This is a genomic window from Intrasporangium oryzae NRRL B-24470, from assembly GCF_000576595.1.
GTDB lineage: Bacteria > Actinomycetota > Actinomycetes > Actinomycetales > Dermatophilaceae > Intrasporangium_C > Intrasporangium_C oryzae.
On record NZ_AWSA01000042.1, the window covers coordinates 24,099 to 37,217 of the forward strand.

Genomic DNA, 13,119 nt, shown 5'->3' on the forward strand with positions numbered 1-13,119 from the left:
CGTCTTGGATAATGCTCGAGTGAACCTCTCCGTCATCATCCCGTGCTACCGCTCGCGCCAGACGCTGCCCGAGCTGGTCGAGCGCCTTCAGGTCGAGCTGCCCAAGATCGCCGAGGCCTACGAGGTCATCCTCGTCGTGGATGGCTCGCCGGATGACACGTATGCCGTCGCGCGGAGTCTCGAGCTCCGGTTCCCCGCCACCGTCCGCGCGCTGCTGCTGCGACGCAACTATGGCCAGCACAACGCCCTCCTGGCCGGTCTGGCTCGCGCCAAGTACGAGTTCACGGTGACGATGGATGACGACCTCCAGCACCGGCCCGAGGAGCTGGCGACGCTGATCGCCCCTCTGTCGGACCCGTTGGTGGACCTGGTCTACGGCGTTGCCGTCGAGGAGGAGCACGGTGTCTTCCGTTCGCTCGCCTCCCGGATGGTCAAGGCGGCCCTCTCGGCGGCGGACGTGCCCAGCGCGCGGGACGTCAGCGCCTTCCGTGCCTTCCGCACCGACCTTCGCGACGGTTTCGCCCACGTCGCAGACCCCTTCGCATCCATCGACGTGCTGCTCAGCTGGACCACCAACTCGATCCGCAGGGTCGAGATCACCATGGACCACCGCACGGTCGGCACGTCCTCCTACACGTTCTCGAGCCTCGCACGGCACGCGATGAACATGGTGACCGGCTACGGCACCGTTCCCCTGAAGCTCGTGACGTGGCTCGGTTTCGGGTGTTCGCTCCTCGGGTTCGCCCTGCTCGTCTTCGTCCTCGTGCGCTTCATCGCCGGAGACATCGCGGTCGCAGGCTTCACCACGCTGGCGTCCATGCTCGCGATCCTCAGCGGGGCCATGATGCTGTCCATCGGCATCCTCGGCGAGTACATCGGCCGGTTGCACTTCCGCTCCATGCAGCGCCCCACGTTCCTCGTCCGTGTCGACGGTGGCGAGGGGGGTCCTCGAGCCGGGATTCCCGGCACGGAGCTCGAGGCTGTCGTCGAGGAGAAGCACCCGGACGAGATCGCGGCGGCGCTGTCCGCACGGTATGCAGGCGGCCCTGCGCCTGCAGCGCCCGGCGAGCCCCGCGACCCTGCCCCGGCTCTCGACGCGAACCAGGCCGACGGAGTGACGCCGAGCCCCGAGTCGCTGGCGGTTCACCGCGAGGGGTGACCCTGCTCCATCGGCGTGCTTCGCCGGTCGAGGGGCCTCGCGCAGCAGCCCCACGGCGAGGACTGAGGGGTTCCGGCAACCCTCGGACGCCACTGATACGACAGGGCCCCGAGGATGTCTCCTCGGGGCCCTGTCCTTCTGCCTGGCCCGGTTCGAGCGGGCCAGGCGGCGGCACTCAGCCGATGTGCACCGGCTCCGCCCCGTCGTGGGCCAGCTCCCGATGCTTGACGTTGAGGAACACGAGCGTGATGAGGCCACCGATGGCGATCATGATGGCCGCCACGACGTAGGCGTGGCTCGCGCCGTAGGTGAACGCCTCGGCGCTGATCGCTTTCTTGGCCGCGGCCATCTGCTCGGCCGTGGGGGCCGGGCCGCCCGTCGGCATCTTCGCCGTGAGCTCGGCGACCTTGTCGTTGAGGTTGTTGACGAAGATCGTGCTCAGCGTCGCGAGGCCGAGCGTGCCACCGACCTGCTGCATCGTGTTGAGCACGGCCGACGCGACCGAGGAGTCCTCGTGCGCCACGGCGTGGACGGCCGTCAGCGTCAGCGGGACGAAGATCAGACCCAGCCCGAACGCAAGGACGACGATCCACGGCAGGAGGTTCGCGACATACGTGCTGTCGGGCTCGAGGTGGCTGAAGCCCCACATGCCGAGCGTCGCGAAGCCGGCGCCGGTGCCGGAGATCCAGCGCGGGTCCATGCGGGAGATGGCCTGCGAGGCCACCTGCGCCGCGATGACGATCCCGAACGAGAACGGCAGGAACGCGAGACCGGTCTTGAGGGCGGAGTAGCCGAGGATCGTCTGGATGTAGATGCCGAGGAAGTAGAACATCGCGAACATCGCCGCGCCGACGATGAGCATGACGAAGTACGACGTGCCGCGGGTCCGGTCGGTGAGGATGCGCATCGGGAGCAGCGGGTGCTTCGTCCGCGTCTCGATGACCACGAAGGCGAGGAGCAGGACCGCACCGACCGCGAGGTAGGTGACCGTCGTCGGGTCGCTCCACGACGAGCTGGCGGCGTGCGTCAGGCCGTAGACGAGCGACGAGAGACCGGCGATCGAGGTGATCGCCCCGGGGACATCGAGGGAGCCGCGCCCGTCCTCCGACTCGGTGAGGACCCGCTGGGCGGCGAAGGCGACGACGAGCCCGATGGGCAGGTTGATGAAGAAGTTCCAGCGCCAGTCGATCTCCGTGAGGATGCCGCCGAGGATGAGGCCGATGGCGGCGCCCGCTCCCGACATCGCGGCGAACACGCCCATGGCGCGGTTGCGCTCCTTGCCGGCGGGGAACGTCGTCGTGATGAGGGCGAGCGCGTTGGGTGCAGCGAGCGCGCCACCGAGCCCCTGCACGGCGCGGGCGATGAGCATCACGGACTCGCTCTGCGCGAGACCGGCGGCGAGCGAGGAGGCCGTGAAGAGCGCGACGCCCCACACGAACATCCGACGGCGACCGTAGAGGTCACCGAGCCGGCCGCCGAGCAGGAGCACGCCACCGAAGGCGAGCGTGTAGATCGTGATGACCCACTGCAGGTTGGCCTGGCTGAAGCCGAGGTCGACCTGCAGGTGCGGCAGGGCGATGTTCACGATGGTGCCGTCGAGCACGATCATCAGCTGAGCGGCGCAGATGATGACGAGCGCCAGGCCGAGGCGCTTGGGCGGCGCGTCGTGGGAGGTGAACTCGCCGGTCGGCTCGTTCACCTCGTCGACTCTGGTCGAAGACATGGGTTTCCTCTCGAAGGGCGTTCGGGGTTGACGTGAGACGCCGCGGTCAGGCGCCGGCTCCCGGCCGGCAGGTGAGCGTGGCGGCACAGGCCGGGAGGACGACGCTGTCCACCAGCTGGGCGATGCGCTCCGCGCGCGGTCGCTGTCCCGTGAGCATGGCCTCGTGGATCAGCAGCGCGGGGAGGATGGTCACGAGCGTGTCGAGGTCGGCGTCGGCGCCGATCTCACCGCGTGCCTGGGCACTGCGGAGCACGGCTCGTCCGGCCGCGGTCTTGGGCTCGACGAACCGGGTCCGGAGACCTTCGGCGAGGAGCGGATCGCGGTGGATGACCGGGAGCAGGGCACCCCAGGCTCCGACGACCACGTCGTCGTCGAGTCCGCCCGCGGCGCACGCCTGCGCCAGGAGGTCGTCGCGCAGGCAGCCGGTGTTGGGCTCCTGCTCGGCGGGGGCATCCATGAAGAGGCTGACGCAGTCGATGATGAGGTCGCGTTTGTGCGGCCAGCGGCGGTAGAGCGTGGCCTTGGAGGCCCGTGCCGCGGCTGCGACCGCGTCGAAGGTCAGCCGGTCGTAGCCGACGTCCCGCAGGACGTCGATGGCCGCCTGGAGGATCTCGACCTCGCGGTCGCCGACGACGCGAGGACGCGGTGTCGCCGCGGTCTCTGCCGTCATGGTCACCCCCCCGGGCCAGCCAGATGAAACGAAACGGTTTCGTTCCACATCGAGGGTACGCCGCCGCGTCGGCCCGCGCAAACTCCTTTACGCCGGACGACCAACCGGGACCGGGGAGTGGGAGGGGATGGGGTCAGTGGGGCTGGCTCGGCGGGTTGGTCCGGACCAGCCAGACCCCCGCGGCGAGGCCGACCAGACCGATGACGTATGCCGCTGGGCCCAGTCCCAGCGACCGGCCGTGGATCGCTGCGGCGGCGCAGCACACAACGGCTGCGGCGCTGAAGGCGATCCCGATGAGGCGGCCCCAGCGGTGCACCGCAGCCGACGCGAGCTGGCCAGCGGGTGGCATCGAGGCGCTGAGGGCGGTCGCGGCGTGCGACACGAGCAGTCCGGCGGCAGCGGGGAGCGACCACCACGTGAAGCTCCCGCTGTCGGTGAGCAGGAACCACCCGTAGAGCATGAGGGCCCAGAAGCCCAGGGACATTCCCGACCCGGCCATCGAGAGTGTGAGGACCGGGACGAGAACGAGCAGCCACCAGATGAGATCGAACCCGCCGGCAGCGAAGTAGAGCGCGACGAGGAAGAGGGCCGCGCCGCCGGTGCTCACCGCGCCGAGGGCGAGCTGCCCGCTCGACCATTCGGGGCCGGCCCCGAGGCGCAGGGTGCGGTAGGACGTGGCGGGGCGGCTCGGGGAAGCCGTGACCGCCGGCTGCTCGGCCGACGACCCGCCGGCCCGGCTGTCCGGGCGGCCGTCGGGACGGCCGTCAGGGGGAGAGCCGGGGCGGTCGCCATGATGTGTGGGCTGCTCGCTCATCCGGTCACCGCCTCGACATCCGGGGCGCGGAGGCCCGGCGTGCGATGTCCCGAAGCACATGGTCGAGGGACCCCGGCCCCCGCCAGGGCACGACGGGCACGCCGCGGCTCGTCAGGCTGTGGACCTGGGCTGCCCTGGACAGCAGGCGGATTCGCCACGCCAGGGACTCATGCACGTTGGCCGGGTTGGCGACGAGGTGCTCGGGGAAGGTGTCGACCACGATGACGGTGAGGCCGCGGGAGGCGAGCGTGTGGGCGAGCGCGACCATGGTCGGCTCGATCAGGGGAGAGAGGACGAGGCAGAGGGCCATCGGGTCGACCCCGCGGATCGCGTGCTCGCCCTCGTCGCGCCGCTCCGTCGCCGGAGCGATGGAGGCGAGCGTGTCGAGGACGCGGCGCAGATGGTGGTTGCCGGAACCGACGCCGATCGGTGCGACGTCGGCGGCACCAACGGTGCGCAGGCTGAGACGGTCGTTGGCGCGCAGGAAGTGCTCACTGATCGCCCCGGCAGCGCGGACGGTCACGTCGAGGCTCGTCGGGCGTCCGTCGATGCCTTCGCGGGGGCCCAGATCGCTGTACGCGTCGACGAGGAGGAAGACGTGGGCGTCCTCGTCGCTGAACGTCGACGTGACGTGGAGGTCGCCGGTCCGCAGGGAGACGGGCCAGTGGATCCGGCGGAGGCGGTCGCCGGGATGGAAGCGTCGGATCGTGTTGAACTCGGTCCCGGACCCGGGGTGCGACGAGCGGTTCTGGCCCACGATCCCCCGAGGGTGCGGGGTCGGCGCACTCGTGTCGAAGGCGCTGGGCAGCGGCAGGGCGCAGATGTCGAGGTCGGGCAGGTCGGTCGGCCCGACCCGGAAGGCACCCCAGGCGCTCGTCAGCGTGAGGCTGAGGGTGCCGACCCGGTGCCGGCCCCAGCGCAGGCTTCGCAGCCCGAGGACGGCGACACCGTCGTCATCGAGCCGGGCGATCCCGCTCGCGGGCTTGCGCTCGACCCAGGCCGTCGACGCGAGGGTGACGACCCCGTCAGCCTGCCGGACGGGCGGATCGGCGTGCACGACGAGCGTCGTGACCCCACCCTCCCGGAGGGTGGCGTCGCCGAGGGCAGCCCGCCCGGTCACGGCTGCGCGGGGACGGGCCAGGTGCCCCCACCCCGCCGCGACGGCAAGCGGGGCGGCGATGACGAGCAGGTCGGGGCGGCGGCCGAGCACGGCTGCGACCCCGCAGACCGACGCGAGGATGACGGCCCGGGCGTGCGCGGCCGTCGGGTGCCAGTCACCGAGTGACCGCTCGGTCGTCGTGCGTCGTCGCTGCGACACCATGTCGTCCCGGTCCCTCAGATCGCCGTCGGGGGGACGCTCGTCTCCCGGGCGGAGGGAGCCGGCACCGAGCGCAGGACACTGTTGACGACGTGGGAGCCGCTGATGTTGCTCATCCACAGCTCCGGCTTGACGGTGATCCGGTGGGCGAGGACGGGACGGGCCACCGCCTTGACGTCCTCGGGGGTCACGTAGTCGCGGCCGTCGGTCACGGCATACGCCCGGGAGCAGAGCAGCAGGCCGAGCGCGCCGCGCGGCGAGGCCCCCATGAGCACGTCGCCGTGGACGCGGGTCGCGGACGTCAGGGCGACGCAGTACCTGCCGATCGACTCGTCGACCTCCGTCGCCTCGATCGCCGCCTGCATCTCGAGGAGCTGGCCGGGACTCACGACGGCGTCGAGCGTCTGCTCCTCCTGCTGGCGAGCCATGCGGTTGGCGAGGATGCGCCACTCCTCCTCGAACGACGGGTATCCGAAGGAGACCCGCATGAGGAAGCGGTCGAGCTGGGCCTCGGGGAGGGGGTAGGTCCCTTCGTACTCGACGGGGTTGGCGGTGGCGAGGACGTGGAACGGGCGGGGGAGCGCGAACGTCCTGCCCTCGACGGTGACCTGCCTCTCCTGCATCGCCTCGAGCAGGGCCGCCTGGGTCTTGGGCGGTGTCCGGTTGATCTCGTCGGCGAGGAGCAGGCCCGTGAAGAGCGGCCCCGCCCGGAACTCGAAGTCGTGGATGCGCTGGTCGAAGACGAACGAGCCGGTGATGTCGCCCGGCAGCAGGTCTGGCGTGAACTGCGCGCGCTTGAAGTCGAGGCCGAGCGTCTGGGCGAAGCTGCGCGCCGCGAGCGTCTTGCCGAGCCCGGGGAAGTCCTCCATCAGCACGTGGCCGCCCGCGAGGATCCCGGACAGGACGAGCCGCAGTGCGGAACGCTTGCCGACGACGGCCTTCTCGACCTCCGTGAGGATCGCGTTGCTGAGGTCGCTGACGTGGCGCAGTTGCATGGTCACCATTGCTCGATTCGTCGAAGGATCGGGTCCAGCTTGTCCGGGCGGTAGAGGTCGGGCGGGGGCAGCGTCACGAGGAACTCCCACAGCTCCGGGGGCATGACGCCCTGCGACCACTTCGGCTCCTCCTCGATGACGAGGGCGTGCTTGGTCCAGAGCCGCTCGCGGATGATCGTCGAGAGCTGGACGTGGAGGTCGTGCACGAGCGTCTCGCGACCCTCGCCGCGGCTGTTGGCCGCCTCGATGCGGGCGGCGAGGCTCGTCGCCCGGAAGTCGTTGCCCCGTGTCCCCGAGCCGAGGGTCCCGTCGGTGAGCGGCCACACGGTCACGTGGTGCGTGGCGGTGTGGTCCGACGCATACCAGAGGATCGCCGCGAGCGCGAGGAGGATGGCGAGCAGGTGCGGGGCGTCGGGCCGCAGCCCGAGGACCGCCGCGCCGACCGCGATGGCCACCCAGAGGCCCCCGAGCCAGAGGAGGCGGTGGCGCCACGGCCCGAGGGCGGCGGCGACGGCACCGAACCCGTCCCGTCGCGAGCGGCCGGGGCCCGTCCGGGCTTCCCGACGGCTCGGCGGTATGCCGCTGGGCCGGCTTGTCATGTCGGCTCTCCCGGCGTCGTGGTGACGTCGTCGGCGGTGGGCGCACCGTGGGCGGCGACGCGGGCGAGGTCGTCGTGGAGGGTCTCGAGGTCGACGATGGCGCGGTGGCGGTGGTCCTCGGTCAGGTCGTGGCTCGAGAAGCGGGCCTCACGGTAGAGGGCGGCGAGGTCGGCGAGCCGTTCACGGTCGACGTCCCACGTGCCGATGACGCGCGCGGTGTACTCGGTCGAGGTCTCGGCGGGAAGGCGCGCGAGGCCGCTCGCGGCAGCCGAGGTCTCGAGGTCGAGCCAGGCCGCGACGATGGCGTTGCGCGGGGCACCGGTCTCGAGCAGGGCCCGGCGCGTCGCGGCCGACCGGAGGAGCTCGTCGGGCACCGGGGGGACCTCGAAGGTGGCCTCGGTGTGCAGGGTGAGGGTCGGCTTGCGGTAGAGAGACCGGATCACGGTCGCGACGACGGCGATCAGGGCGAGGACGAAGAGCGTGCCGAGGATCGCGAAGAGGGCGCCGAAGATCGGAGAGGCATCCCAGCCCTGCTGACCTGTCGTCGTCGCGAACTGCGTGGGCATCGTGACGGCGCTCGACGGAGGGGTGATCGGGACCCGCGTCGCCGTGTCCGTCGTCGCGGGCCGGGTCACGAGCTCGACGGGCCGCCCCCCGGACGCGACGAGCAGCGCGGCCAGGACGACGAGGGCGCCGCCGACCGTGGCGATGACCCCCCGTCTCGACATGCCCGTCACCTTAGGCCCCGGCGGGGACGGCGTAGCCCTCGAGGACAGGATCGTTGTCGTACCGAGAACAACGACGGCTCGCGCCGGCCCGGAGTCGACGAGTGGCCGGCTCCTTCCCGCTCGGGGATGGAGCCGGCCACCCGGTCGTTTGGGGTGCGTCGCGCCTCAGGCGTCGACGGCCGTGCCGCCGCGGTCCACCTTCTCCACCGGGAGCAGCTGGGCGTCACGGACCTCGGGGGCGGTCGCCTCGGCGTACTCGACCTCGCCTGTGATGCGACCGGCCGCGCGCAGGTCGGCCTCGGCGGCCCGGACCCGGTCGGTCCACTCGCCGGGACCCGCGAGGACGATGTGGGCGACCTCGGCCCGCATGCCGACCTTGGCCTCGGACTTCGCCTTGCGCACGCCGGCGAGGGCCTCGCCGACCGCGCCGAGCAGCGCTGTGTCGCCGTCACGGCCGGCCGCAGCGTCGTCGACCGTCGGCCACGAGGCCCGGTGGACCGACCCCTCCCGGAACCAGGACCACACCTCCTCGGTGGCGTAGGGCAGGAACGGCGCGAGGAGCCGGAGCTGGATGTCGAGCGCGATGCGAAGCGCCGCGCGGGCCGAGCGGGTCGCCGGGGCGGCGCCGTCGCCATAGGCGCGGTCCTTGACGAGCTCGAGGTAGTCGTCGCAGAACGTCCAGAAGAAGGCCTCGACGGCCTCGAGCGCGCGGGCGTGGTCGTAGGCCTCGAAGCCCGACGTCGCGCGCTCGACGACCGAGGCGAGCGAGGCGAGCATGGCCCGGTCGATCGGCTCGGTGACGGCGCCGCTGAGGTCGCCGTCGACCTCACCGAAGGAGAGCGCGAACTTGCTCGCGTTGAGGACCTTGATGGCGAGGCGGCGGCCGACCTTCATCTGGCCGGTGTCGTAGGCGGCGTCGGTGCCGAGCTTGGCCGAGGCCGCCCAGTAGCGGACGGCGTCGGAGCCGTGCTGGCGCACGACGTCCTCGGGCGTCTCGGCGTTGCCCTTGCTCTTGCTCATCTTCTTGCGGTCGGGGTCGAGGATCCATCCGCTGATCGCAGCGTGCTTCCACGGCAGCGTGCCGTGCTCGAGGTGCGCGCGCACGACCGTCGAGAAGAGCCACGTCCGGATGATGTCCTGACCCTGGGGGCGCAGGTCCATCGGGAACAGCGCGTCGAAGAGCTCGGGGTCGCCGCGCCAGCCGAGCGCGATCTGCGGCGAGAGCGAGGAGGTCGCCCACGTGTCCATGATGTCGCTGTCGCCGACGAAGCCCCCGGGCTTCCCGCGCTGGGACTCGTCGTAGCCTGCCGGAGCCTGCGCCACCGGGTCGACCGGGAGCTGGCTCTCGTCGGGCAGGATCGGCTGCTCCCACATGGGCTCGCCCTCGGCGTCGACGGGGTACCAGACCGGGATCGGCACGCCGAAGAACCGCTGACGGCTGATGAGCCAGTCGCCGTTGAGGCCGCCGACCCAGTTCTCGTAGCGCGTGCGCATGAAGGAGGGATGGAAGTCGATCTCGCGACCCCGCTCGATGAGCTCGGCGTTGAGGTCGGCGTCGCGACCGCCGTTGCGGATGTACCACTGGCGGGAGGTGACGATCTCGAGCGGCTTGTCGCCCTTCTCGAAGAAGTTCGCCTTGCGCTGGGTCGCCTTGGGCTCGCCGTCGAGGTCACCCGACTCTCGCAGCGCGTCGACGATGGCCGCCCGGGCCGAGAAGGTCGTCTTCGTCGCGACCTGCTCTGCGAAGAGCGCCTCGCCGGGGCCGCCGGCGACCCACTCGGGGACCTCTGCCTGGATCCGGCCGTTGCGGGTGATGATCGAGCGGGTCGGCAGCTGCAGCTCACGCCACCACTGGACATCGGTCAGGTCGCCGAAGGTGCAGCACATGGCGATGCCCGCGCCCTTGTCCATCTCGGCGGCCGGGTGCGCCAGCACCGGGACCTCGACCCCGAAGAGGGGGGAGGTGACCGTCGTGCCGAAGAGGCCGGCATACCGCTCGTCGTCGGGGTGCGCGATGAGCGCGACGACCGACGGGATGAGCTCGGGACGGGTCGTCTCGATGTAGACGCGCTCGCCGCCGGGCCGGTGGAAGGCGACCCGGTGGTAGTGGCCGGGGTAGTCACGGGCCTCGAGCTCGGCCTGGGCGACCGCCGTCTGGAAGGTGACGTCCCAGAGCCCGGGGGCCTCGGCGGCATACGCCTCGCCGCGGGCGAGGTTGCGCAGGAAGGCCTGCTGGGCCGTCGCTCGGGAGGTCGCGTCGATGGTCCGGTAGTTGATGTTCCAGTCGACGGAGAGACCGAGGCGGCGCCAGAGCGCCTCGAAGAGCTCCTCGTCCTTGACGGTGAGCACGTCGCACAGCTCGATGAAGTTCTGCCGGGAGACCGGCCGCTGGTCGGCGGCCTTGGTGCTCTTGCCCTCGCCGCCCTCCTGCGGGGGCGTGAAGCCGGGCTCGTACGGGAGGGTCGCGTCGCCGCGCACGCCGTAGTAGTTCTGGACCCGGCGCTCGGTCGGCAGGCCGTTGTCGTCCCAGCCCATCGGGTAGAAGACCTCGTGACCGGTCATCCGCTTGTAGCGGGCGAGGCAGTCGGTGTGGGTGTAGGAGAACACATGGCCGACGTGGAGCGACCCGCTCGCGGTGGGCGGCGGGGTGTCGATGGCGTAGACCTGCTCGCGCGGCAGTCCCAGGGCCCGCTCGCGATCGAAGGTGTACGTCCCCTCCTGCGCCCATACCTGCATCCACTTCTCCTCGATGCCGTCAAGCGTCGGACGCTCGGGGATCCGGGAGATGGCGGTGGCAGGTGCATCAGTCATACGGACAATCCTTCCATGCCCGCCGTGGTGCCCTCGACCGCGTTTCACGCCCGGGCCGTATGCCGCTCGGGCCGCCCGCGAGGACGCGGTGGGGAGCGCCTGTGGCGCTGATCACGGGCGTCCGGGCGCTCGCATTCGCCCGAGGATGTGGAGAACAGCGGAAGGGCAGGGCAAAGTGTCCTCCATGGAGCCCGTCTACACACCGGTCATCGGATTCGCACGCGGTGTCTTCGCGATGCAGGGCCTGAGGTTCACGATCCTCGGTGACGAGAACGTCCCCAGGACCGGGGGAGCCGTCATGGTCATCAACCACACGGGCTACATGGACTTCACCTACGCGGGCCTCGCAGCGCAGAAGTCGAAGCGGCTCGTGCGCTTCATGGCCAAGGAGAGCGTCTTCTCCCACCCCGTGAGCGGACCGCTCATGCGCGGGATGAAGCACATCCCCGTCGACCGCACCGCCGGGGCTGCGTCCTACGCTGCGGCCGTCGCCGCGCTCCGGGCCGGCGAGATCGTCGGTGTCTTCCCCGAGGCGACGATCTCCCGCTCGTTCGAGCTCAAGGAGTTCAAGACCGGTGCCGCGCGGATGGCGGCCGAGGCCGGCGTGCCGATCCTCCCCGTCGTCATCTGGGGGTCGCAGCGGGTGTGGACGAAGGGGCTGCCACGGCGTCTCGGCCGCACGAACATCCCGATCATCATGATCGTCGGGGAGCCGATCACCGTCGCCGCCGACGCCGACCCCGAGGAGGTCACCGCCCACTACAAGGCGGTCATGGCCGAGATGCTCGGGGTCGCCCGCGCCGCCTACGAGCCGCTGACGGGCGCCGACCTCAAGTTCCTGCCCGCGAGCATGGGAGGCACCGCCCCGACGCTCGCCGAGGCCACGCGTCTCGACGAGGCCGAGGCGGCCGAGCGCCAGCGCAAGGCCGACCAGAAGCGAGCCGCCGAGGGCCGCCCGGGCGGCGACTGGCCGTGACCCGAGGCGCCCGGCCGGGCCCGTCGTCTCGCCGGGGCCCTTTTCGGCTGCCAGGGGTTGCCCACCAGGGCCGGTAGCCTTCCTCGCATGGCTCGTCAGCGCGTCCCCGAAGGTCCGGCTCCCGACCCGGCAGTCCAGAAGCTCCGGATCCGCTACACGAAGCGAGGGCGGCTCCGGTTCAGCTCGAGCCGGGACTTCCAGCGGGCGCTCGAGCGTGCACTGCGCCGCGCCGACGTGCCGATGGCCTTCTCGGCAGGCTTCCACCCGCACCCCAAGATCAGCTACGCCAACGCCGCGTCCACCGGGACCGCGAGCGAGGCCGAGTACTTCGAGATCTCCGTGACCCAACGCGTCGACCCCGAGTCGGTCCGGGTCGCTCTCGACGAGGCGCTCCCCGAGGGCCTCGACATCCTCCAGGTCGTCGAGGCGCCGCCGGGCGCGCTCGCCGACCTGCTCGAGGCGAGCGACTGGGTCCTCGAGTTCGGCGGGCTCGACGTGGCGACCCTCCGGGCGGCCGTGGACACCCTCCTCGAGCGTGAGGCAGCCGAGGTGACCCGCCTGACGAAGACCGGTCCGCGCACCTTCGACGTGCGCGGGGCGATCCTCACCGCGGAGGTCCTCACCCCGTCGGAGGCGGCCGACACGTTCGGGACGACTCACGTCGTCCGGCCCGACTGTGCGATACTGCGAATGGTCGTACGGCACACCACACCCGCCGTCCGCCCCGACGACATTCTGACCGCGCTGCGTGAGATCGCCGACCTGCAGCCGCCGCGTCCCCCCCTGGTGACGCGACTGGCGCAGGGCCCGCTCGACACCGCAACCGCGAGGGTGGCCGACCCCCTGGCTGCCGACGAGAACGCCGACGGCATCTGATCACGGGGCCGCGCCCAGCGCGAACCGTTTTCGGAATGTAACGACACGACTTCCGTCCCGTCGCACACGCGGCGCGGACGACAGCAACCGCACTCGTGCGGGACGACGGCCTCGGCCGGGTGTGGGTCGGACCGCACCGGACGGGAGGCTGCCTGATGGCAACCAACGACACGAACTCAGACGTCACGACCGACACGGACGACGTCCTGGCCCCGGCGGGGTCCGCCGAGGCTTCCGCGGAAGCGCCTGTCGAGGCGCCCGCACCGGCGGCAGCAGCGCCGCGGAAGCGCGCCTCGCGGCGCGTGACCAAGAAGGCCGCCGCCCCACGGGCGTCGGCTCCCATCGACACGGCGTATGCCGCACCGCCGCCGGGCGACGAGGGCTCGGGGGGGCACGCCGCTGAGGACTCCGCGCAGCCCGGTCCCGACGCGGGCGCCGAGGCGACTGCGG

Annotated in this window: 11 protein-coding genes and 1 pseudogene; 4 read left to right on the top strand and 8 right to left on the bottom strand. The window is 71.5% G+C overall.

The genetic code is table 11. The features are described from left to right. The first annotated feature begins 19 nt into the window (after positions 1–19). Positions 20–1,159 (top strand): glycosyltransferase family 2 protein, encoded by a 1,140-nt coding sequence (locus N865_RS16580; RefSeq protein ID WP_084328311.1) that lies wholly within the window; start codon positions 20–22, stop codon positions 1,157–1,159. A 175-nt stretch (positions 1,160–1,334) separates the two neighbouring features. Here N865_RS16580 and N865_RS16585 read toward each other — a convergent pair whose 3' ends face one another. The 8 genes from N865_RS16585 to valS form a co-directional block, all read right to left on the bottom strand. Beyond that, entirely contained in the window at positions 1,335–2,882 is a 1,548-nt protein-coding gene (locus tag N865_RS16585) for a DHA2 family efflux MFS transporter permease subunit (RefSeq protein WP_034808326.1), read from the bottom strand. 46 nt (positions 2,883–2,928) lie between these two features. Further along, positions 2,929–3,552: a TetR-like C-terminal domain-containing protein gene (locus N865_RS16590; RefSeq protein WP_034808366.1), complete on the bottom strand. Its 624-nt coding sequence runs from the start codon at positions 3,550–3,552 to the stop codon at positions 2,929–2,931. Positions 3,553–3,685: 133 nt separating this feature from the next. After that, on the bottom strand, positions 3,686–4,366 hold the full coding sequence (locus tag N865_RS16595; RefSeq protein WP_245603810.1) for a hypothetical protein: 681 nt from the start codon (positions 4,364–4,366) through the stop codon (positions 3,686–3,688). A 4-nt stretch (positions 4,367–4,370) separates the two neighbouring features. Further along, complete coding sequence (locus N865_RS16600; protein WP_034808327.1) at positions 4,371–5,687, bottom strand: DUF58 domain-containing protein; 1,317 nt, start codon at positions 5,685–5,687, stop codon at positions 4,371–4,373. A gap of 14 nt (positions 5,688–5,701) precedes the next feature. Further along, complete coding sequence (locus tag N865_RS16605; protein ID WP_034808328.1) at positions 5,702–6,688, bottom strand: AAA family ATPase; 987 nt, start codon at positions 6,686–6,688, stop codon at positions 5,702–5,704. After that, on the bottom strand, positions 6,682–7,278 hold the full coding sequence (locus tag N865_RS16610; RefSeq protein ID WP_034808329.1) for a hypothetical protein: 597 nt from the start codon (positions 7,276–7,278) through the stop codon (positions 6,682–6,684). The genes N865_RS16605 and N865_RS16610 overlap by 7 nt, the downstream gene beginning before the upstream one ends. Beyond that, the gene (locus N865_RS21925; RefSeq protein ID WP_051510795.1) at positions 7,275–8,006 is read right to left on the bottom strand and encodes a DUF4129 domain-containing protein; all 732 of its coding nucleotides are present in this window, start codon (positions 8,004–8,006) and stop codon (positions 7,275–7,277) included. The genes N865_RS16610 and N865_RS21925 overlap by 4 nt, the downstream gene beginning before the upstream one ends. Before the next feature lie 165 nt (positions 8,007–8,171). Then, positions 8,172–10,817, bottom strand: a complete 2,646-nt coding sequence (valS, locus tag N865_RS16620) for a valine--tRNA ligase (protein ID WP_034808335.1) — start codon at positions 10,815–10,817, stop codon at positions 8,172–8,174. Positions 10,818–11,001: 184 nt separating this feature from the next. Between valS and N865_RS16625 the strand changes: the two genes are divergently transcribed. The 3 genes and pseudogenes from N865_RS16625 to N865_RS16635 form a co-directional block, all read left to right on the top strand. Further along, positions 11,002–11,793: a lysophospholipid acyltransferase family protein gene (locus N865_RS16625; protein ID WP_034808338.1), complete on the top strand. Its 792-nt coding sequence runs from the start codon at positions 11,002–11,004 to the stop codon at positions 11,791–11,793. Positions 11,794–11,880: 87 nt separating this feature from the next. Beyond that, positions 11,881–12,669: a TIGR03936 family radical SAM-associated protein gene (locus tag N865_RS16630; RefSeq protein ID WP_034808340.1), complete on the top strand. Its 789-nt coding sequence runs from the start codon at positions 11,881–11,883 to the stop codon at positions 12,667–12,669. A 155-nt stretch (positions 12,670–12,824) separates the two neighbouring features. Then, positions 12,825–13,119: pseudogene (locus N865_RS16635) on the top strand (hypothetical protein); the annotation flags it as partial.

Coding starts and splice junctions, on each gene's coding strand:
- N865_RS16585 (WP_034808326.1), bottom strand. CDS start 2,882: ATGTCTTCGACCAGAGTCGACGAGGTGAACGAGCCGACCGGCGAGTTC.
- valS (WP_034808335.1), bottom strand. CDS start 10,817: ATGACTGATGCACCTGCCACCGCCATCTCCCGGATCCCCGAGCGTCCG.
- N865_RS16590 (WP_034808366.1), bottom strand. CDS start 3,552: ATGACGGCAGAGACCGCGGCGACACCGCGTCCTCGCGTCGTCGGCGAC.
- N865_RS21925 (WP_051510795.1), bottom strand. CDS start 8,006: ATGTCGAGACGGGGGGTCATCGCCACGGTCGGCGGCGCCCTCGTCGTC.
- N865_RS16595 (WP_245603810.1), bottom strand. CDS start 4,366: ATGAGCGAGCAGCCCACACATCATGGCGACCGCCCCGGCTCTCCCCCT.
- N865_RS16625 (WP_034808338.1), top strand. CDS start 11,002: ATGGAGCCCGTCTACACACCGGTCATCGGATTCGCACGCGGTGTCTTC.
- N865_RS16610 (WP_034808329.1), bottom strand. CDS start 7,278: ATGACAAGCCGGCCCAGCGGCATACCGCCGAGCCGTCGGGAAGCCCGG.
- N865_RS16605 (WP_034808328.1), bottom strand. CDS start 6,688: ATGGTGACCATGCAACTGCGCCACGTCAGCGACCTCAGCAACGCGATC.
- N865_RS16630 (WP_034808340.1), top strand. CDS start 11,881: ATGGCTCGTCAGCGCGTCCCCGAAGGTCCGGCTCCCGACCCGGCAGTC.
- N865_RS16600 (WP_034808327.1), bottom strand. CDS start 5,687: ATGGTGTCGCAGCGACGACGCACGACGACCGAGCGGTCACTCGGTGAC.